Annotated in this window: 18 protein-coding genes; 5 read left to right on the forward strand and 13 right to left on the reverse strand. The window is 59.9% G+C overall.

The window, feature by feature from the left end:
• Positions 1-90 precede the first annotated feature (90 nt).
• Positions 91-561 carry a hypothetical protein gene (locus FJ398_02075; protein MBM3836745.1) on the forward strand — a complete coding sequence of 157 codons (471 nt, stop codon included), beginning with the start codon at positions 91-93 and terminating at the stop codon, positions 559-561.
• Here FJ398_02075 and FJ398_02080 read toward each other — a convergent pair.
• The 4 genes from FJ398_02080 to FJ398_02095 all read right to left on the reverse strand — a co-directional run bounded on the left by FJ398_02080 (position 502) and on the right by FJ398_02095 (position 4455).
• Positions 502-1518, reverse strand: coding sequence for an FtsX-like permease family protein (locus FJ398_02080; GenBank protein ID MBM3836746.1), 1017 nt, complete (start codon positions 1516-1518; stop codon positions 502-504). The genes FJ398_02075 and FJ398_02080 overlap by 60 nt on opposite strands.
• 195 nt (positions 1519-1713) lie before the next feature.
• The gene (locus FJ398_02085; GenBank protein ID MBM3836747.1) at positions 1714-2439 is read right to left on the reverse strand and encodes an ABC transporter ATP-binding protein; all 726 of its coding nucleotides are present in this window, start codon (positions 2437-2439) and stop codon (positions 1714-1716) included.
• 3 nt (positions 2440-2442) lie between these two features.
• Positions 2443-3462 (reverse strand): efflux RND transporter periplasmic adaptor subunit, encoded by a 1020-nt coding sequence (locus tag FJ398_02090; protein MBM3836748.1) that lies wholly within the window; start codon positions 3460-3462, stop codon positions 2443-2445.
• 90 nt (positions 3463-3552) lie between these two features.
• Positions 3553-4455 carry a hypothetical protein gene (locus FJ398_02095; GenBank protein MBM3836749.1) on the reverse strand — a complete coding sequence of 301 codons (903 nt, stop codon included), beginning with the start codon at positions 4453-4455 and terminating at the stop codon, positions 3553-3555.
• 305 nt (positions 4456-4760) lie between these two features.
• On the opposite strand from FJ398_02095, the gene FJ398_02100 reads away from it, so the two are divergent.
• Positions 4761-5453 carry a type II secretion system protein gene (locus tag FJ398_02100; protein MBM3836750.1) on the forward strand — a complete coding sequence of 231 codons (693 nt, stop codon included), beginning with the start codon at positions 4761-4763 and terminating at the stop codon, positions 5451-5453.
• Between the two features lie 151 nt (positions 5454-5604).
• Here FJ398_02100 and FJ398_02105 read toward each other — a convergent pair whose 3' ends face one another.
• Complete coding sequence (locus tag FJ398_02105; GenBank protein MBM3836751.1) at positions 5605-6402, reverse strand: TIGR00266 family protein; 798 nt, start codon at positions 6400-6402, stop codon at positions 5605-5607.
• A 128-nt stretch (positions 6403-6530) separates the two neighbouring features.
• On the opposite strand from FJ398_02105, the gene FJ398_02110 reads away from it, so the two are divergent.
• Both FJ398_02110 and FJ398_02115 read left to right on the forward strand, forming a co-directional pair.
• A complete protein-coding gene (locus FJ398_02110; GenBank protein MBM3836752.1) occupies positions 6531-7010 on the forward strand; it encodes a hypothetical protein in 480 nt (159 codons plus the stop codon).
• Between the two features lie 275 nt (positions 7011-7285).
• Positions 7286-9622, forward strand: coding sequence for a hypothetical protein (locus tag FJ398_02115; GenBank protein ID MBM3836753.1), 2337 nt, complete (start codon positions 7286-7288; stop codon positions 9620-9622).
• Positions 9623-9829: 207 nt separating this feature from the next.
• Here the strand turns inward: FJ398_02115 and FJ398_02120 are convergent, their stop codons facing one another.
• A complete protein-coding gene (locus tag FJ398_02120) occupies positions 9830-11170 on the reverse strand; it encodes a Gfo/Idh/MocA family oxidoreductase (GenBank protein MBM3836754.1) in 1341 nt (446 codons plus the stop codon).
• A gap of 188 nt (positions 11171-11358) precedes the next feature.
• On the opposite strand from FJ398_02120, the gene FJ398_02125 reads away from it, so the two are divergent.
• On the forward strand, positions 11359-11694 hold the full coding sequence (locus tag FJ398_02125) for a hypothetical protein (protein MBM3836755.1): 336 nt from the start codon (positions 11359-11361) through the stop codon (positions 11692-11694).
• A 304-nt stretch (positions 11695-11998) separates the two neighbouring features.
• On the opposite strand, the gene FJ398_02130 is transcribed toward FJ398_02125, so the two are convergent.
• The 7 genes from FJ398_02130 to rpiB all read right to left on the reverse strand — a co-directional run bounded on the left by FJ398_02130 (position 11999) and on the right by rpiB (position 19428).
• Complete coding sequence (locus FJ398_02130; protein ID MBM3836756.1) at positions 11999-12454, reverse strand: DUF2752 domain-containing protein; 456 nt, start codon at positions 12452-12454, stop codon at positions 11999-12001.
• Positions 12455-12457: 3 nt separating this feature from the next.
• Positions 12458-12799 (reverse strand): DUF4175 domain-containing protein, encoded by a 342-nt coding sequence (locus FJ398_02135; GenBank protein ID MBM3836757.1) that lies wholly within the window; start codon positions 12797-12799, stop codon positions 12458-12460.
• Positions 12759-13625 (reverse strand): hypothetical protein, encoded by an 867-nt coding sequence (locus FJ398_02140; protein ID MBM3836758.1) that lies wholly within the window; start codon positions 13623-13625, stop codon positions 12759-12761. Before FJ398_02140 ends, FJ398_02135 begins: the two co-directional genes overlap by 41 nt.
• Positions 13626-13649: 24 nt before the next feature.
• Complete coding sequence (locus tag FJ398_02145) at positions 13650-14180, reverse strand: DUF4190 domain-containing protein (GenBank protein MBM3836759.1); 531 nt, start codon at positions 14178-14180, stop codon at positions 13650-13652.
• Positions 14181-14405: 225 nt separating this feature from the next.
• The gene (gene trpD / locus FJ398_02150) at positions 14406-15449 is read right to left on the reverse strand and encodes an anthranilate phosphoribosyltransferase (GenBank protein MBM3836760.1); all 1044 of its coding nucleotides are present in this window, start codon (positions 15447-15449) and stop codon (positions 14406-14408) included.
• A 135-nt stretch (positions 15450-15584) separates the two neighbouring features.
• Positions 15585-17111 (reverse strand): transcription termination factor Rho, encoded by a 1527-nt coding sequence (rho, locus tag FJ398_02155; protein ID MBM3836761.1) that lies wholly within the window; start codon positions 17109-17111, stop codon positions 15585-15587.
• 145 nt (positions 17112-17256) lie between these two features.
• Positions 17257-19428, reverse strand: coding sequence for a ribose 5-phosphate isomerase B (gene rpiB / locus FJ398_02160; protein MBM3836762.1), 2172 nt, complete (start codon positions 19426-19428; stop codon positions 17257-17259).
• Between the last annotated feature and the right edge of the window lie 266 nt (positions 19429-19694).

Below are 19694 nucleotides of genomic sequence, written 5' to 3' on the forward strand. Positions count from 1 at the left end.
GAACGCCGTCGATACATCGGATTGAACAGTCCTCCGTTTCTCTGAATTCTGCAGCCGGGGCCGGGCACAGCGTTCGCGGCGCTGGCGCCTGTGTTGATCGAGGCCACGGCGACGGATCGCGACGGGAGCGTCAGCCAGGTCGAGTTTTTCGAGGGCAGCCGGCTCTTAGGCCGTGTGGACACCGCGCCCTATCGGTGGACCTGGACCAATGCGCCTGCGGGGAACTATCGCCTCTACGCGCGCGCCACTGATAATTTGGGGGGAGTCACAACCTCCTTGCCGCTGAACGTCGCGATACGTCCGCGCGGACCCGAAGGCCGAACGGAATTCCGGTCTGAAGCCGGATTTGAATTATCGCTCAGCGTTTCGGCGGACGGCATCTATCGCATCGAGACTTCGACCGATCTCGCAAACTGGACTTCGCTAGGCACTAACCGCCAGCTCATCCTTTGGTGTCTTTTCGTGTGTTTCGTGGGCTCAAACCGCCGTTTCCAGGTTCAACTACTCGTGCCGGAGGGCTTCCACCGGGTCCATGCTGGCCGCACGGAAGGCAGGGTATAATCCGAAGACCACTCCAACCAACGCCGAGATAGAAAAGGCGATCATCGGCGCCCACAAAGTCACGATGGTCACCATTTGCGAGAACCAGGTCACGATGTAAGGAATGCTGACGCCGAGAATGACTCCCATCACGCCGCCCGCGCCGGAGAGCATGACCGTTTCGACGAGGAACTGAATGATGATGTCGCGCCGCTTGGCGCCCAGCGGAATGTACATGCGGTGCAGGGCGCTGGGCGTGGCCGCGGCGCTGAGGTTGGCGTCTCCATTCTTGGCGCTCTTCGCCGCCGGCTCCATCACGCCGATCACGCGGTAGTACCTTTCCCCGACGCGCACGGTTTCACCGAGCGGAGAAGAAAGCGGGAACAAGCGGTCGGCCATTTCCGCGCCCAGAACGCAGACGCTGGCCTTCTCTTCCATGTCGTAGTCGGAAAAGAAGCGTCCCTGAGCAACGCGGTGGTTGCGCATGGTCGGATACCAGGGGACCGTGCCCAGAATTTCGCAATCCACGCGCCGGGCAATGTTCCAAACGTAATCCCGAATGACCCGCCCCGGAACGATGACGGTCACGCCGGGGATGGTCGATTGAATGGCTTTCAGGTCCAGATAATTCAGCCCGTATTCCAAAGTGAAACTTTGGTTGGCTTGCGAGACTTTCTGTTCTTCTGGAGGCTTGATGCTGCGGAGAATGATGTTCTGGCTGCCGAGATTCTTGATTTGTTCCTGCGCTTCGAAGCTGGCGCCTTCCCCAATGGCAAGCATCGCGATCACGGAACAGACGCCAAACACGATGCCCAGCACGGTGAGCAGCGAGCGCAGCTTGTGGAGCCACAAGCTTTTCAGCCCCAGCCGAACGGTGCGCTTCAAGCGAGCCCAGGAGAAGGCTTGTCCCGTCAGGCGCGCCTTCAGGGCAAACTTGCTCACGTCCTCGGAGCGATCGGTGAAATCGAACTTAGCCATGTGACAGAAGTTCGAATGAGGAGCACACGCGCCCTCGCGTGTCCCGGCCGGCGCCTCGCCGGTCGGATCGTCTTTGAAACAGTATCATCCAGCAATGGCAGTTCTGGACGGAAGCGTGTGGCCGGCGTGGGCGCCGACCACCGCACGCGAGGGCGCGTGCGCTCCCCATTCGCAAGCTGTCGTTCAAGGCCCGCATTACTGTTCCACATCGCTTTCCACCAGGCCGTCGCGTAGGCGGATCGCCCGCCGCGCCCGCCGCGCCACCGATTCGTCGTGCGTCACCATGATCAAGGTTTTGCCCTGCTCGTTGAGTTCGTCGAGGAGGTTCAGGATTTCCGCGCCGGATTTGGAGTCGAGATTGCCCGTGGCTTCATCCGCGAGAATAAGGAGTGGATCGTTGACGAGCGCGCGCGCAATGGCCACGCGCTGCTGCTGGCCGCCGGACAACTCGAAAGGCCGATGGTCGAGCCGATTTCCGAGCCCGACGCGATTCGCCAGTTCGACGGTCCGCGCCCGGCTTTCGCCCTCCGACCAGCCCTGGTAGTAAAGCGGTATCTCGATGTTCTCCTCGACCGTCAGTTTGGGAATCAGATTGTAGGATTGAAAAACAAAACCCAGGCGCGCGCCGCGGATCTCGGAGAGCGCGTCGTCGTCCATCTGCGAAACGTCCTCATTGCCGAGCCAATAACACCCGGTGGACGGGCGGTCCAGGCATCCGAGTAAATTCATCAAGGTGGACTTGCCGCAGCCGGACGGTCCCATGATGCTGATGTAATCGCCGGCCTGGATCATGAGCGACACCCCGCGGAGTGCCTCCACTGTGACCAGGCCCATCTGGTAGGTCTTTCGAACTTCTTCCAGGCGGACGAGCGGACTCCGATCCAGCACCCGAGGTTCTTGGGTTTTGAGGCAGGCCACCATCGCTCACGTTTGGCGGGAAGCCCCGGTAGCGCAGATTTTCAATCTGCCGTTTCGCAGGATTTCATTCTGCGGCGCTTCGGCCAAATCGAGCGAATTGATCGACGCCTTGCCGATTGCAAATCGGCGATACGGCAGAGTGCAACTCTGCGCTACGCGCCAAGGCTCACTCCGCAGTGCTGTCGGGATGGTGCCGGAGGTCAGCTTGGCCGGCGGTTTGCCGACAGGAGGCGCGGGGTTGCGTGGGCTCTCTTTCGGAGGCTTCGTTCCGGATGGCTTCTGGTCTTTCCGGTCTCGCTTCAAGATGGGTTCATCCGGCGGGGGCGTTTCCGAGTTATTCCCATTCGTCTCTCCCTCGGGTTCGGTTCCTTCCGGTGCGCGCAACATCACGCGCTCGCCTTCCTTCAGGCCCTTCTTGATCTCGATAAACTCGTCGTTGAATTGTCCGATCTCCACCTCGCGCACTTCCGGATCACCCCGGTCCACAACGTAACAAACGTGTTTGCCCCCGCTGGGGATGACCGCCTGGATCGGGACATAAACCACGGCCTCCAGTTGATCCACGAGAATTTCGACTTTGGCGCTCATGCCCGGCTTAAGCCAGTCGTGCGCACCGTCGATCTCAATCGTGGTGAGATAAACCTTCATGTCCGGGTTCATCCAGCGGTCCTGGGAATCGGGGAGCACCGCGACTTTGGAAACCTCACCGGTCAGGTGCTTGTCCGCGAACGCGTCGATCTGGATGCGCGCCGGCATGGTCTTCTGGATTTTCTTAATCTGCGCCTCGTGAATCTTCACGCGCACGGCCATCTGGGTGATGTCTGGAATGGTGATGATGGGCTGCCGCTCGCGCACGGTCGCGCCTTCGCGGATTTGCTCTTCACCGTAGTAAAAGCGCCGGTCGCCGCCGCCGCCATAGACGACCAGCCCCGATTTCTGCGCGCGGATGACACACTTGCCCAATTGATCGTAAAGCTCCTTCTGGCGCGCTTCCTCGATCCGATACCGCCCCTCGGCGCTGCGCAGACGGGCGTGGGCCTGAGCGAGTTTGGAAACCGCCTCCTTTCACGCGCGTTCCAAGGCCTGCAACGCTTCGTCGTACTTCGACAGGAATTCTTAGGCCGACTTGGTGAATTCGTACTTGATGAACAAATCCAACGCCGTTTTGGCGGTCTTGCCCTTGAGCGTGGCTTTTTCGACGGTGAGCTTGTCGTTTTCGTACTCCGTCTTGGTGAGAAAATCTTTGGCGCGGAGCCGCTCGCTGCCCGCCAGTTTGGTCTCGGCCATCTTGAGCTCGCTTTGCGCGACCAACAGGTCGTCTTCGAGTTTGCGGAGGTTCTGCCGCGCCGATCCGTCGCCGAGCAACTCGGCTTTGGCGTACTTGCTGAAATCAACCGCGACCGTGGATTGAAACTGGGTGTCGTGCGTGACGATGCGCTCTTTGATTTCCGACGAATCCACGGCCAGGACGCGCGTCTGGTAGGTTTCGCTGGCGCCCGCCGAGAAGATCGGCGTGAACCGGTGGCGCGCCAGCGTGAGGTTCAAGGCTTCGAGAAAAACCTGTTCCTTCTGGCTCTGGTAGGTGCGGCTGTGTTTGACGCCGAGGCTTAGGGCGTCGTCCAGCGTCAGGATAGATGCGCCAACTTCCACGGCTTTGTCTGCGCCGAACGCGGCTTCTTCGTTCGTGGACGTTGGATAACCTTCGAGCAAAATCTTCTTGTCCTGCTCGATGGTGAAGGCGGGATCCATGTTGGGGACCGCGGGAGTTTTCTCCGCGATCACCTTGGCCGCTTCGCGGTCGGCGGACTTTCGGTAATGGGCGGTTGAGCAACCGGAGAGCGTGAGGACAGCGAGGAGAAGCAGCGTGAGCGAGAAGCCTGGGGGCGTGGGAGTGTTGGAGCGTTCGCGCGTTCGCGCGTGTCGTCGAGGTAGGGCGAGCCTGTCCCCAGCGAGCCGATCAGGACAAGTTCGAATCGCGTCGAGCGGTTCGCCGGGACGGACTCGTTCTACCAGGTTCAAGACGGACGGCCTGTTTGTACAAGGACGCGTTTTTCCGCCGTCGTTCGCGCGGCAAGATGCCGCTCGAACTGGCAGGCTGGAAGTCTGCCCTACATTCTGGGATGCGCTCTTGCGTAACAAAACCGGATTCATCGTCCTCAGATTGCCGAACAACTCATCTTCGACGGTTCCGGGCGGGAAAACTTCACCAAAATTGCTGTGTTCAGGCCCTATTTTGACAACGCTTTACACAGCAACGCCCACGCGATAGCCTCGCGACTGTCGAGAGGATCGAGCTGAAAGGAAGTCGAGAGTCCTTGAAACGAATGCCGAGTCAGAGAAACAACGGAGGATTCACGCTGATCGAATTGCTGGTCGTCATCGCGGTCATTGCGATCCTAGCCGGTCTGCTTCTTCCCGTGCTGAGTCAGGCCAAAAGGCGCGACCATGGCGTCAAGTGCCTGAACAATCTCAGGCAACTGAACATGGACTGTACCGCACATCTTTTTGCTGACGATGGCAGGCGGTCAGTGGGAGCAGAGTTCAGCGACTGGTATCTGGAGCATTGGGGATTGACCAATGAAGCTTCGGTTTGTCCGTCTGCTCCGCGACCCTCAGCGAACCTGGCGCTGAACTCTGGCAACCCGCCTGCGATCATTCGCGGTTCGCTCAATTCGGCCTGGGCATTACGCGGTGCGGGGAACCCTCCCCTTCCGCAGCGGTGGTTCGTGAGTAGTTACGCGCGCAACCTTTGGCTCGTCGGATCGCCCAGCCCAGGCGGCCCGCCGGCGGATTTTCGGAATGAAGGGCAGATTGACCAGCCGTCACAGACTCCCGTGTTGGCAGATGCTGTCTGCGAGGGCGTTTATCCCAAAGCTACGGATCTGCCGGCAAGAGATCTTTTCTTGGGAACCACCCAAGGGATGGCAGGGATGACTATTCCACGTCATGGGTCAGGAGTGAACCCTGTCCCGAGGGATCATTCGCCGGAGAAATTGCTTCCCGGCTCGTCAACGTGAGCTTCTTCGATTTCCATGCGGAAACTGTGCCGCTGGAGCGTCTGTGGCAGCTCTATTGGCACCGCGACTATCAGCCGCCCACTAAACGACCCGGACTGAAATGAAACTTGGAAGCGGCAATTCAACCGCAATAGACCGAACTATCCGCCATCTATCTGTCCCCATCCAGCATCCGTCCCAGGCCGCCCAAGAGTGACCCTTCTTCGCGGCCGCTTCCACCTGCGCGCGGAGCTGCCGCGTAAATGCGGTCCGCCAGACGGCTCAAGGGCAGCGATTGCAGCCAAACACGGCCCGGCCCGCGCAGCGTCGCGAAGAACAGACCTTCTCCGCCAAAAAACATCGACTTGATCCCGCGCACCATCTGGATGTCGTAATCAACCGACGGTTGAAACGCGACGATGCAGCCCGTGTCCACGCGGAGGAATTCGCCCGGCCCCAGGTCGCGTTGCAGAAGCGTGCCGCCCGCGTGGATGAACGCCCAGCCGTCGCCCTGCAATCGCTGCATGATGAATCCTTCCCCGCCAAATAAGCCCGCGCCGATCTTTCTCTGAAACGCAATTCCGACCGTGACTCCTTTCGCCGCGCAGAGGAACGAGTCTTTCTGAGCGATCAATTCCCCGCCAATCTCGCTCAGGTGAACGGCGATGATTTTCCCTGGATAGGGCGCGCCAAAGGCAACTTTCTTTTTTCCGGCGCATCGGTTTTGAAAGATGGTCATGAACAGGGATTCGCCCGTGAGCAACCGCTTGCCCGCGCCGACCAGCGCGCCCAGGAAACCGCTCCGTTGTTGCGAGCCATCCCCGAAGATGGTCTCCATCTCGATGCCATCTTCCATGTACATCATTCCGCCTGCTTCCGCGACGGCGGCCTCCTGGGGATCCAGTTCCACTTCCACAAACTGCATGTCGTCGCCGTAAATCTTGTAATCCACTTCGTGCATCGAGGCCATAGGTGTTCCTTTCTCGGTTATTCTCGTGACCGGATGAGATTGAAAAAAGCCGACTGAAAGTCAATCGGCAAAGCATGGCGTCCACCTTCCCCTTGCCAAGCGGAGATTTCCTTATCAATGTTCGCACCATGCAATCCCACGAAATCCTGCACGAAGTGCTGCGAGATGGGAACGCCAAGGAAATCGGAGCCGCCATGGGCCTCTCGCTTTCCCTCATTTACAAATGGGCCGAACCCGCCGAAGCCGGCAGCGGCACCGCCAATCCGCTCGGCCGCATCGAAGCTCTGGTGCGCTGCACGAACGACGCCCGAATCGTGCAATGGATTTGCGAGCGCACCGGCGGGTTTTTCATCAAGAACCGGAAATCCAGCTGGCCGCATCCACATTTCCTGATTCCCGCGACGAACCAGATCGTCCAGGAATTCGCCGATCTCCTGGCGGTGATTGCGTCCGCCGCGGCGGATAATTCGATTACGAAACAGGAATCCAAAGCGATCCGGGCGCGCTGGGAAGAACTGAAAGCGGTGACGGAAGGTTTCGTCCGCTGCTGCGAAGAAGGAAATTTCTCTCCCCTGCGCAAAGATTTAGGAAGCGGAGTGAATCCTTGAAGTGCTTTCTCATGACGCCAGGTAGGGCGAGCCTGTCCCCAGCGAGCCAATCCAGACGTGTTCCAAGCACGAGGACTGGCACGCACCGCCAGGTTTTGGAGTGCGCCAGTCCTCTCTGCTCCTTCCAGAGTCCTCTGGCGTTCTTCTTCTGCCGGAATGGTTCAATAGCGGAAGTGGGCTGCCGCACTCCAAGACGCTGGCGCGTGAACTGGGGCTGCGTTGGGTTCCTCCTCTGCTGCCTCGTGCTTGCGGCTTCCCCGCTCCTGGCTCAGCCCATGGCCTCACGCGGTCCAACCGGCAAGGAATACATCGACATGGACTATGGGCCGTACCTTTCCGCGACACTCGAAGTGGCGCCCGGCAACATTGCGAACAAGGGCATCGCCATCCGTGTCGATCCAGGTTCCGGTGGAGTTTCACGCGGGCGCGAGTTCGTTCTATTCGAAACAGACACGCTGCGTTGCGCCGCGGGCTGGACGGGTCCGGATTTCATCGATTGGAAGAATATCGCCTTCAACGGCCAGCACGAGGTTCACGCCTCGATTCTGGGCCACGACGTTTTCATCAATCCCGATGCGCCCGGTTGGGCGAGCCCCGAAGGCGATTTCAATGACCGGCGTTTGATTGGACGCGACGGCAACCTCTACGGCCCTATGCCGCGAAAATGGGGACATTGGAAGGGACTCTATGTTCACGGCAATCAGGTCGTGCTCTCCTACACGATCGGCGCTACGCCCGTCCTCGAATCGCCCGGCTCGGAGGGACCGGAGACAAACCGCACGCTGACGCGGACGTTCAATCTGGGACCGCGGCCGAAGGACCTGATTCTGCAGGTGGCGCGCGGAATCCCGGGGCAAACGAAATTTGTTGGTAACCTGGATCGATCACCGGTTGGCAGCGAAGGAATCGCTCTCATTCGCCCGCCCGTCGGCAGATCTCAAAACAGCCAAAACGGAGATCGCTCACCCAAAGCCAGCAGAACGGCAGTCGCCGTGGTCGGAGGCCCCGGCGATTTGAAATGGCTGACGACGCCCGAGGGTGATTTGCGGCTGAGGATTGCCTCTGGCCGAGATCCCGTTCGTCTGAAATTGTTTTTTTCCCAGATGGCCGACGACACCGCCGTTCAACCCTTCGCCGACCTCGTGCGTGCCTCTGAAGCCCCGCTTGACTTGCACAGATTGACCGGAGGCGAATCGGAACTGTGGAAAGAATCCACGACGACCCGCGTGGAAGTCATCGGCGATACCGGCGGCCCTTACGTTGTCGAGAGCATCACCCTGCCGACGACGAACCGGTACCGCTCCTGGATGCGCGTGGGTGGGTTCGATTTTTTCAAGGATGGCCGGCGCGCCGCGGTTTGCACGTGGCAGGGGGATGTGTGGATCGTGGACGGACTGGGAGGCTCGTTCGATTCGTTCACGTGGAAACGCATCGCGAGCGGCCTCTTCCAGCCGCTCGGGTTGAAAATCGTGGAGGAACAGATCTTCGTGACTTGTCGCGACCAGATCACTGTGCTCCGTGACTTGAACGGCGACGGCGCCACGGATTTTTACGAGAATTTCAACAACGACGCGCAGGTTACCGAACACTTTCATGAGTTTGCCATGGACCTGCAGACGGACCGTGAGGGCCATTTCTATTACGCCAAAGCCGCGCGCCACGCCAAGGACGCGCTCGTGCCGCAGCACGGCACATTGATCAAAGTGAGCAAGGATGGATCGAAATCGGAAATTGTGGCCAGTGGCTTCCGCGCGCCGAACGGAGTTTGCGTGAACGACAACGGCACCTTCGTGATGAGCGATCAGGAAGGGCACTGGACACCGCAAAACCGGATCAACTGGATCACGCCCGGCGGCTTTTACGGGAACATGATGGGCTACCACGAAGGCCGGAGGCCGGACGATTTCAAGCTGCCGGTGCTTTGGATCCACAAAACGTTCGATCGCTCGCCCGCCGAACAATTATGGGTGACGAGTGATCGCTGGGGGCCGCTCAAAGGCGCGCTGCTCAGTTTGTCCTACGGCACAGGCCGGATTTACAACATCCTTCACCAACGCGTGGGGGACCAGCTTCAAGGCGGATTGGTTGCGTTGCCCATCGCCGAGACGCCGACGGGAATCATGCGCGGGCGGTTTCATTCGGGCGATGGCCAGCTTTACGCCGGCGGTTTGTTCGGTTGGTCCAGCAACAAGACGCGACACGGCGGTTTCTACCGCATTCGATACACAGGCAAGCCGGTCTATGTGCCGGTCGCGCTGCGCGGGACGAAAGAGGGAATGGCCATCACGTTCAGTGGGGCGTTGGATCCTCGGACCGCAGGGGATGCGGAGAACTATGCCGTAAGCCGTTGGACTTACCAGCGGACGGCCAGCTACGGCTCGCAGGATTTCAAGATCAGCCAGAAGGGAGTGGCGGGACGCGATCCTGTCGAAGTTTCGTCGGCCACACTTTCAGCGGACAGAAAGTCAGTTCTGCTCCACATCCCCGACATGCAGCCCTCCATGCAAATGCGGATCAAATACTCCATCACCGCCGCCGACGGCACAGAAATCTCTCAAGTGATCGAGAATACCATTCATGCTGACGGCGCGGGCAGTCCCTTAGCGCGCTGAACTCCCTCTCCTTGTTTAGCGTGGTAAGGACGGATTCCACTCCGTCCCTGACTAATCTTTGAGGCGTCCCTTGAACAGAGAGACGGACAGAGGAAGAACCGGTGGCCTCCGTCGGTCCATCGTCTCGACCGTCTGCCTCGAGGTTTGATTGGGGACGGAGTGGAATCCGTCCCTACCGAGATCGGAAATCCAGAATCCCAAATCAGATCACGCCAGCTTCCACGGCGCGCGATAGGGCCGCGTCAGCAGCTCGCTCGCTTCCGGATCGCCGACGATCTGTTCTTTCGCGGCATCCCACTTGATCTTGCGGCCCGTCAGCATCGCGATCAGGCCGAGGTGACCCGGAATGGCGGAGTGATGCGCGGTTTCGGCCGGCGTGATGGTCGGCTTTCGCGACTTGATGCAATCCACGAAATTGCGCCAGTGATTGAGCGATTGGTAGAGCTTGATCTTCCGCAGGTCCTCCGGCACGGCTCGCCACTTGAGCCATTCCTCGTTCGAGGCCTCGAAGCCGCGACCGAACCCGCCGCGGTTCACCCAAACCCAGCCGTCGGTCCCGATCCATTTTGTCCCGCCGCGGATATCGCTGTGCCCGCCCGCGATGGTCATAGTGATCCCGTCAGGATACTTCAGTTCACAACGGTATTTCGTGGCCGTATTCCACACGGCGTGAGACGGCGGGAATTCGCCCTGGCCTTCGACTTCGGTTGGCCCGGCGTTATCGAAGCCCAGGCCCCAATGCGCGATGTCGCAGTGATGTCCGATCCAGTCCAGCAACTGGCCGCCGGCGAAGTTGTAATTCCAGCGCCAGTTCATGTGCAGGCGGCCTTCGACGTAAGGCATCCATCTCGAAGGTCCAAGCCACGTGTTGTAATCCAACTCCGGCGGGGGATCCGAAACGAACAGCTTGTCCCCGGTGCCCTTAAAATCGTTATGTCCCGCCGGCAGACCGACCTCAACGCGCGTGACTTTGCCGATCAGCCCGTTGCGCACGATTTCGGCGGCCATGTGAAAGTGGGCCTCGGAACGCTGCCACGAACCGGTCTGCCAGATGCGTTGATTCTTCTGCACGGCTTTCACGATGGCTTGCTGCTCGGCGATGGTTCGCGCCAGAGGTTTTTCGCCGAAAATGTCCTTCTTCTGATTCGCCGCCTCGGTGGAGGCGAGCGCGTGCCAATGGTCGGGAATCGCCAGCATCACGGCATCGATGTCCGTTCGCGCAAACATCTCGCGATAGTCGCGGTAGGATTTGCAGTCGTTGTTTTTGTAATGGCCGTTGATGGTATTGAGCGCCTGCTGGAGCGGACGCGTGTCCAGATCGCACGCGGCGACGACCTGACAGTCCTTTTCCGCCATCAACATTTTTGTGTTGTGGGGCCCTTGCATACCCCAGCCGACGATGCCAATAACGATGCGTTCCGATGGCGCGGGCCGGCCTTGCTGGCCCAGCGCGCTGGCAGGAATGATCATCGGCGCGGCGAGCGCGGCACCCGTCGTGGTGAGAAAATGGCGGCGTGAAATGGCTGATTTAAGAGAAGACGGTTTCATAGGTGCGCAACCTTGCTAGATTTCCCCGCGCCGTTCGAGCAGAAAAAAGGAAGAAAGTTTTGACCGAAAGGAATGCGGGCGGTTTGCGAGGTGCATTGCCAGGGACGAGATCCTGAATTATTCTGAGCAAGCGTTCGCCCAAGTCGTTCTTGCGGATCGATTGGGCGCGAGCGCGCGTGGATGCCGCAATGAACCTTTTTCGCACACCGGTTCTCACCCCGGGCCGAGTCGGTCTGGCGTTTGTGCTGGCTCTTGCAGCGGATGCGCTGCAGGTGCTCCTTGGCCCGTTCGGCTGGACGTTCCTCGACGAATTCATCGACTTGATCGCGCTGGTGGGGATCAGTTATCTGATCGGTTTTCATCCGATGCTGCTTCCGACGTTCCTGGTGGAGATCATCCCGATCGTGGATATGTTGCCGACCTGGACGGGGTGCGTCGCCCTGGTTGTGGCGCTGAGGCGCAAACAACAACCGGGAGCTTCGCCGCCGCCTGTCGCCAAACCCTCCGATGTGATCGACGTCTGAACGTAAATCCGCTGTTGAACCGCAGATACTGTAGAACGCGGATGAACGCAGAGGGGGGCTGTGAAAATCGTGGCCTCCACCCAGCGGGTGTGCGGCGGCTTCCGGTTCGTGGGCTTCCCAGATTCAGACCGCACTAACTGGTTAGTTGGTTGGTTGGCGTAAATTCTCTTCCGGGGTAGCGGGATTATCTGCGGCGGCGCGGCGATCATCTGCAAAGCGCCGCGGCTTGTGCCGGCTTGAGAATCGCGCCGGATCGGAGACCGGCGCTCCGAGGTTCATGGGCAGCCCAGCGTTGGGGCCGGATTCAAGGCAGAGACAAACAGAGGAAGACCCAGTTCAGAGTCAGTAGAATGAGCCAGAAGCGGAACGAAAACGAAACCCCAAGAATCCGAGAAGTCCGAGTCGGAACACGAAAGCGCGGGACCGCGAGCCAGAACAAGAACCAAACGAAGGCTGCGCAGACAGCCAGAAAGACCAGGGGATTAAGAACGAACGCCGGGGCAAACTCCAGGCGAGCGACGGAGGCCAAACAACGAGTCGCGCCACAAAGAGGACAAGGCAATCCCGTCAAGAGGCGCATCCCGCAAGCAGGCCAGGCGACAGCCAAGTTAGTAAGGAATGCCGCCAGGTTAATGGAGCCTAGCGCGCCCAGCAGGAGCAATGGCGGAACCAATCGCCAACCGGGTAAGGGTGTCTGGAGTCGCGGCGGTTCTATTTCAGGGGGCCGCCGGTGCGCCACGGTGGAGAGGCCGCATCTCATGAATCAGTTTTTCGCAGTCGCCCCGCGCAGGATGGCAATACTGCTCCCCAGCGCCCAGAGCCACGCTGCGGCAAACAAGAGAACACCTGTGACGGCCTTGGCCAGATGCGGACCAGGCTCCACAGGCAGGTGCTTGAGCGCCCACCAGACTTTCACCAGCCAAAAGGCCCAGCTGAGCGTTAAACCAAACCCGGCGAGGGAGAGCGCCATTTGCACCAGGCCCACGACACGCCCCACAATCCATGAACCCAGACCGGGCAGAACGAGCAGGTTCGCAGCGACGCAGGCCCAGGCCGTAGGACGATCAAGCGGACGTGGTGGAACCCGGGCCAAAAACATCTTCATAGGCGTACACTACCGCGCCGGTGGCGAGTGGCAACGTCACGAACACGCCGATCCCCAAAGCCAGCACACCTGCCAGGAGAATAACGAGTGTCAAAACGAAAAGCGCCAGGACCGACCACCAGGACATCCATGTGCGCGAGACGACCCTCCGGCTCAGTTCCAGAGCCGGCCAGAAATCGAGCCGCCGGTCGATGATCAGGAGGGGGCCAAACCCCAGCCACGCGACGATCAGATAGATGCCCGGCAGCACGCACAGGAATAGTCCAACCACGATCAGGACCGTGGTCACAATGCTGGCCAGCAAAAGTTGCACGAAGTTGATTTGAAAGCCGGCAAACGCGTCGGCGAAATCGGCTTCCTGGCCGCGAATTCGCTTCAAGAACAGCCAATAAAGCCCGGCCCACAGGACAAGGTTGAGGACGATGCCCGCGACCTGGCCGACCAGAGGCACGAACTCCAGCGCAACGTGAATTAGAAGCATGACCGCCGACGCGCCGGCCAGCAGCCAGAAGTTCTGCCGCAGCAGTGTCCAGCTCCGCGTGATGCAAAGACCGATGTCGAGCAACTCCGCCCGCCGCGCGTATTCGTCAGCCAGCGAAGCCGTATCCGCAGCCGATAGAGAAGTTGGCGGACTCGAGCTAGAGGGAATCTGCGCCGCCAGGGCGTCGGCAAACTCCGGGAAGCTCCCCAGCGTTTTCCACTCGTTCGCCCCATCGATTTGCGCCCGGGTATCGCGGTTGGCCCGGCCTTCCAAAATCCATTGGCGGACTTGGTCCGGGCTGACCGGACCGTACTCTTGCTGATCGCCTCCGATGATTCTGTACATAAACGCCGTGACGCGGACGCGGCGTCAGTGAGGAAGGTTTTTGAGGATTCTCTCGAAGATGTCCGTGGTCTTAATCAAGACCGCGAACAAGATGTAATCCACCAGCGCGATAATGATCCCCGCCCAGGCCAGCCCGGTCCCGGAATACTGCTGCCGGTTTCGGTTGACTTGCACCAGTCCGATGCAGGAAAAAATCAGTCCCAGGGTGGCAAAAATCGGGCCGCAGCAAACAATGCCGAGGAGGCTGCAGGTGAGTCCGGCGATGGCCATGCCGTTGTTGCGGGGGCCTGCCCCGAAGTTCGACGAAGCCGGAGGCGGGGAAGCTGCAAGCGGAGGGGCGCTCGCGGACAACGGCGGCGGACCGGCCGGTGCTGCCGGTGCTGCCGGTCCCAGGACTTCCGCGAATTCAGGAAATGTCGAAAGGGGTTTCCAGGGTCCTTCCTCGAAGCGGGCAATCGTTTGTCCATTCGCGCGGCCCTCCTTGATCCATTGGATGATTTGTTCGGCGGTGACGGGCCCGTATTCCTTTCTGTCTGCCCCGACAATCTTGTACATGGGCGCGAGTCTCCGGGAAAACCCCTATCTCCGTCAAGCGCGCCACAGCGATTCGGGCGCGATTAAAACTGTCGGCCAACGAGTCTTCTCCCTCGCTTCCCGAAGGGAGGAGAGGGCTGGGGAGAGGAGGTGCGTTGGCTCGCTTCTCATGTTTCCAAGAAACTCAGCGTCCTCATTCGATGCGCTCTCCACGCATCTTCACGCTCTCGATGGCAAGGCTGCCGCCTATGGCTTCGCGCTCGAAAGCTCTTCGAGTTTCGCCAGCGCTTGCCCGGAGTCGATCACTTCCGAGGCCAACTGGATTGCTTCGTGCATCGATCGCGTCTTGGCGGCGACAAACAGGGCCGCGCCGGCATTGAGCAGGACGGCATCACGCTTCGGGCCCCGCTCGCGGCCCGCGAGCAGTTCCCGGACGGTCCGTGCGTTGGCCGCACGATCGCCTCCCGCCAGGTCCGAAAGACGGGCCAGGCTTAAGGCAAACGATTCCGCCGGCAGCGCAGAAACGGAAAAGCCGCGATCCTGGTAAAACTCCGCAATCGTGTTTCCACCGAGCGTGGAGAGTTCGTCGAGAAAACCTTCGCCCGCAGCGCCGCTCACGACCATGCCTCGGCGCACGCCAAGGGATTGCAACACGCGCGCCATCGGTTCGCAAAGCTCGGGCTGCGGAACGCCGATGAGCTGCGCGGAAGGGCGCGCGGGATTCAGCAGCGGACCCAGGAAGTTGAAGATCGTGCGCTGCCCGCGTTCCGCGCACAATTTCCGGGCGGGACCGATGTGTTTGAAAGCCGGGTGGTATTTGGGCGCGAAGAAAAACGCGAAGTTGTGTTCGCGCAACGAAGTCGCGGCTTGCTCCGGCGTCAGGTCGATCGGAATCCCCAATTCCTCAAGCACGTCGGCGCTTCCGGATTTTGACGTGATCGCGCGGTTGCCATGTTTGGCGACGGCAACTCCGGCGGCCGACACAACCAAAGCCACGGTCGTGGAGATGTTGAACGTGTTGAGGCGATCGCCGCCCGTTCCGCAAACGTCGAGGATTTCCCGCTGCCGAGTTTCGGGATCGAGAGGTGGCTGAATGGCGCGGTCCCGGAGTTCGCGCGCAAAAGCGGCAATTTCGTTGGTAGTTTCCCCTTTGCGCGCCAGGGCCGCAAGGAATTCGGCTTTGGCTTCAGCGGGAATCTGTTCCTCGATGAGCTGCGCGATGGCCAAGCGGACTTGATCGTCCGCGAGCGCCTGGCCTTGAAGCAATTGAGTGGTCAGTTCGCCGAGCACACCATGCTCACGCCCCGTGAACCCGGTAGGCCGAGTCGGTCCCGGTGAGCCGCTCGCCGGTGCCTGGAACACGTCCGACTCGGCTCGCTGGGACAGGCTCGCCCTACCGTCAGGCTCATATTGGTTAAGTCCAGACTATGCCGCCCCGATCGAAAGCAAGAACTCGATGTTGCTGCGCGTCTTCTTGAGCTTGTTGAGCAGCAACTCCATCGCTTCCACTGGCGGCACGCCGGTCAGCGCGCGGCGCAGCACGACCACCCGCGTGTATTCGTCCGGGTGGTAGAGCAATTCTTCTTTGCGCGTGCCGGACAACTCGATGTTGATGGACGGGAAGATGCGGCGGTCCACCAGATGGCGGTCCAGGTGGACTTCCATGTTCCCCGTGCCTTTGAATTCTTCGAAGATGACTTCATCCATGCGCGACCCGGTATCGACGAGCGCCGTGGCCATGATGGTCAGCGAGCCGTCTTCCTCGATATTTCGCGCGGCTCCAAAGAAACGCTTGGGCTTGTGCAGGGCGTTTGCATCGACGCCGCCCGACAGGATTTTGCCGGAGTGCGGCTGGATCGTGTTGTAAGCGCGGGCCAGACGCGTGATCGAGTCGAGGAGGATCACGACGTCTTTCTTGTGCTCGACCATGCGCCGGGCTTTTTCGATGACCATTTCCGCGACCTGCACGTGGCGTTCCGGCGGTTCATCGAAAGTCGAACTGATCACTTCGGCGGGCCGGCAAGTCCGTTCCATGTCCGTGACTTCCTCGGGCCGCTCGTCGATCAGCAGAATGAACAGGTAAACTTCGGGGTTGTTCTTGATGATGGCGTTGGCCACGTTTTGCAGCAGCACGGTCTTGCCGGTGCGCGGCGGAGCGACAATCAGACCGCGCGTGCCTTTGCCTATCGGGCAGACCAAATCCAGCACGCGCGTGGAGAGTTCATCCGAGCGCGTCTCCAGCAGGAAACGCTTGTTCGGGAAAAGCGGCGTGAGATTGTCGAAATGAGTTTTGTCTTTGGCTTTGTCCGGCTCTTCGTTCGCCACGGCTTCCACTTTGAGCAAAGCGAAGAATCGTTCCTTTTCTTTCGGAGGCCGGATTTGTCCTGCAACCAAATCTCCGGTCTGCAGGTCGAAACGCCGGATCTGCGACGGCGAAACATAGATGTCCTCCGGGCAAGGCAAGTAGTTGAAGCTTTGCGAGCGCAGGAACCCGAAGCCTTCCGGCAAAATCTCCAGCACGCCTTCGGCAAAGAGAATGCCGCTCCGTTCGGCGTTCTTCTGAAGAATCTGGAAGATCACTTCGTGCTTCTTCATCGTGCCGAAGTTCTCGATCCCCATTTCTTTGGCGATGTTATTGAGGTCCACCATGGACATCGCCTGGAGCTGCGCAATGTTGATCGTCGGGCCCGTGGGTTTCTTTTCGGGCGCGGGACGTTTCTTCGGCGGCGCGGGTGTCTCTTGGGCTACGGGCGCGGCGGCGGCAGGCTCTTTGGGTTCCGACGTTATCGATTCCACCGCCGGTTCTGCGGGGTAAGGTGGCGGAGCTTCTTCCAATTGCGGCGAAGCCAGATCGACCGCACCCTCGCCATTTCCGGGCGTCTCGGGAGCTTTGAGCTTCGATTTGGCACCGCCCCTGGGCCGGGCGGGTTTCTTCGTGGCAGTCTTTGACATATTACTCAATTCTGATTGGGTTCCAACAAAGGGAACTGGAATAACAACGGACGTTGGAACGATGGTTTAAGATCTCAAAGCAAGATTCTTTGATCTAGGGCAGTTATGGCCGGGGTTGCTTCCGGAGGTCGGCCGCAACGATTAATCAATAGGGCAAGGGGAATCTTGCGGTCAATTCGCGGACACGTTCGCGCACCTTGCGGGCCACGTCAAGGCTTTTGATGTCGAGGAGAACTTCACTGATCATGTCGCCGATGGCGGCCATTTCCGCTTCGCGCATGCCTCGCGTGGTGACGGCCGGAGAGCCAAGGCGAACGCCGCTGGCCTGGAACGGCGAGCGGGTCTCGAAGGGGATGGTGTTCTTGTTCACCGTGATTCCCGCCTCATCCAAAGCCATCTGGCACTCTTTGCCGGTGAGGCCCCGGGCGCCGACGTCGGCCAGCATCAGATGATTGTCCGTGCCTCCGCTCACGAGACGGAATCCGTTTCGCTGCATCGCGTCGGCCAGCGCCTGGGCGTTCTTGAGGATTTGTTCCTGATAAAGCCGGAAGCCCGGCATCAGCGCTTCCTGAAGGCACACCGCTTTAGCCGCGATCACGTGCATGAGCGGTCCGCCCTGGATGCCCGGAAAAACCTGCGAGTCGATCTCGCGGGCGTACTTCTCCTTGCAGAGAATCAAACCGCCTCGCGGGCCCCGGAGCGTCTTGTGGGTCGTCGTGGTCACGAAGTCGGCGTGCGGAACGGGACTCGGGTGCAGCCCGGCGGCGATCAGCCCGGCAATATGCGCGATATCCGCGAGAAGATACGCGCCGATCTCGCGCGAGATTTCACCCATGCGCGCAAAATCGATCTGGCGCGGGTAAGCGCTGGCGCCCACGGTGATCATCCGAGGCCGATGTTCGCGGGCGAGTTGAGCGAGCTGGTCGTAATCAATTCGTTCGTCGTCCTTGCGCACGCCATAATGGATGACCTCGAAGAACTTCCCGGAAAAGTTCGCCCGATTGCCGTGGGTGAGATGTCCGCCGTGGCTCAGGTCCATGGTGAGCAATTTGTCGCCCGGCTTGAGGAACGCGAAATACACCCCCATGTTCGCGCTGCTGCCCGAATGCGGCTGCACATTGGCGTGTTCGGCGCCGAAGAGCGATTTGGCGCGGTCGATGGCGAGTTGCTCGACGTCATCGACGTACTCGCAACCGCCGTACCAGCGTTTGCGCGGGTAACCTTCGGCGTATTTGTTGGTCAAGACCGAACCCTGGGCTTCCAGAACTGCCGGGCTGGTGAAGTTTTCGCTCGCGATCAATTCGATGTTCTCCTGTTCGCGCAACTTCTCCAGGTAAATGGCCTCGGCGATTTCCGGATCGACATGCTTCAATTTCGCGCTGCGGACCTTGGAGAGCGTTTCCATCTTTTGCACGCGGCGCTCGTGCCGCCCGCCTTCGAAGTGAGCGTTGAGGAAAGCATCGAGGGTCTTCTTGGCTTCTTCCGGAGGCGTCACCTTCTGCCCCAGGCACAAGACGTTCGCATTGTTATGTTGCCGGGCCAGCGTGCCCATTTCCTCATTGAACGCCAGAGCCGCCCGGACTCCGGGCACTTTGTTCGCGGTGATGCTCATCCCCACACCTGTGGAGCAAACGAGCAAGCCGAGGTGGCTTTGCGCGTCCGCCACCCGCTGGGCGACCGCCTGGGCGTAGTCCGGGTAATCCGTCGATTCGGCGGAGTGCGTGCCGACGTCGATGACCTCGATTCCCTTCTTGAGGAGATGTTCCTTGAGCGTTTCCTTGAGCGTGAAACCCGCGTGGTCAGAACCGATGCTCAGTCTAAGCGTCGGGTTCGATTCATGGCTGGCGGGCGAAAGAGAGGTAGTTTGTTCCATGAATTTAAGCATTGAGGCGATGCCTTGTTCGATCTGGTCCCGGCAGCTCAAATACACCTCGTAGGAGCCGCCAATGGGGTCCGAGATGTCCTTCTCGAACACGTCGAGGGTCTCGTCAAATTCCCGGAGCACGAACGTTTTTTCGGCCGCTTGCGGATAGAGCATGATCACCGCGTCCACGTGGCCGTGCGTCATGCCGAAAATGTAGTCGGCTTCCTGCACCAACTCGGCAGTCAGGGACCGGCTGCGTTGGCGGGAGATGTCAATCCCCAGTTCCCGCAAAGCCCGGACGGCGTTGGGACTCGGCGGTTGACCATCGACAGCGCCGACCCCGGCCGACACAACCCGATAGTCACCACTGCCTTTCATGGCGTGACGGAAGAGGCCTTCGGCCATCGGGCTGCGGCAAACGTTGCCGGTACAAACGAACAGAATGGTCTTCATGCTCCGAACGTCCCATCAAAAGTGGGGCGCACCGCCCAAATCGTCAACGGCGAAATCCGCCAGGACCTATGCCCTGTATGCCCTCAGGAGCTGTGAAAAAATTGAAAAATTCTCCAGCACACAAAAAACTCGTTTTGGCTATCAAGCAGTTACATCAGTGAGTTTTGGCAATTTCCAATTTTTTCACAGCTTCTCAGTTGAGGGTGGGGCGAGACTCCCGCCGAGCCAATGCCATCGAAGAACGGCTCTGCAGGAGCGTCGCCCCA

This window comes from Verrucomicrobiota bacterium, from assembly GCA_016871535.1.
Classification (GTDB): Bacteria; Verrucomicrobiota; Verrucomicrobiia; order Limisphaerales; family SIBE01; genus VHCZ01.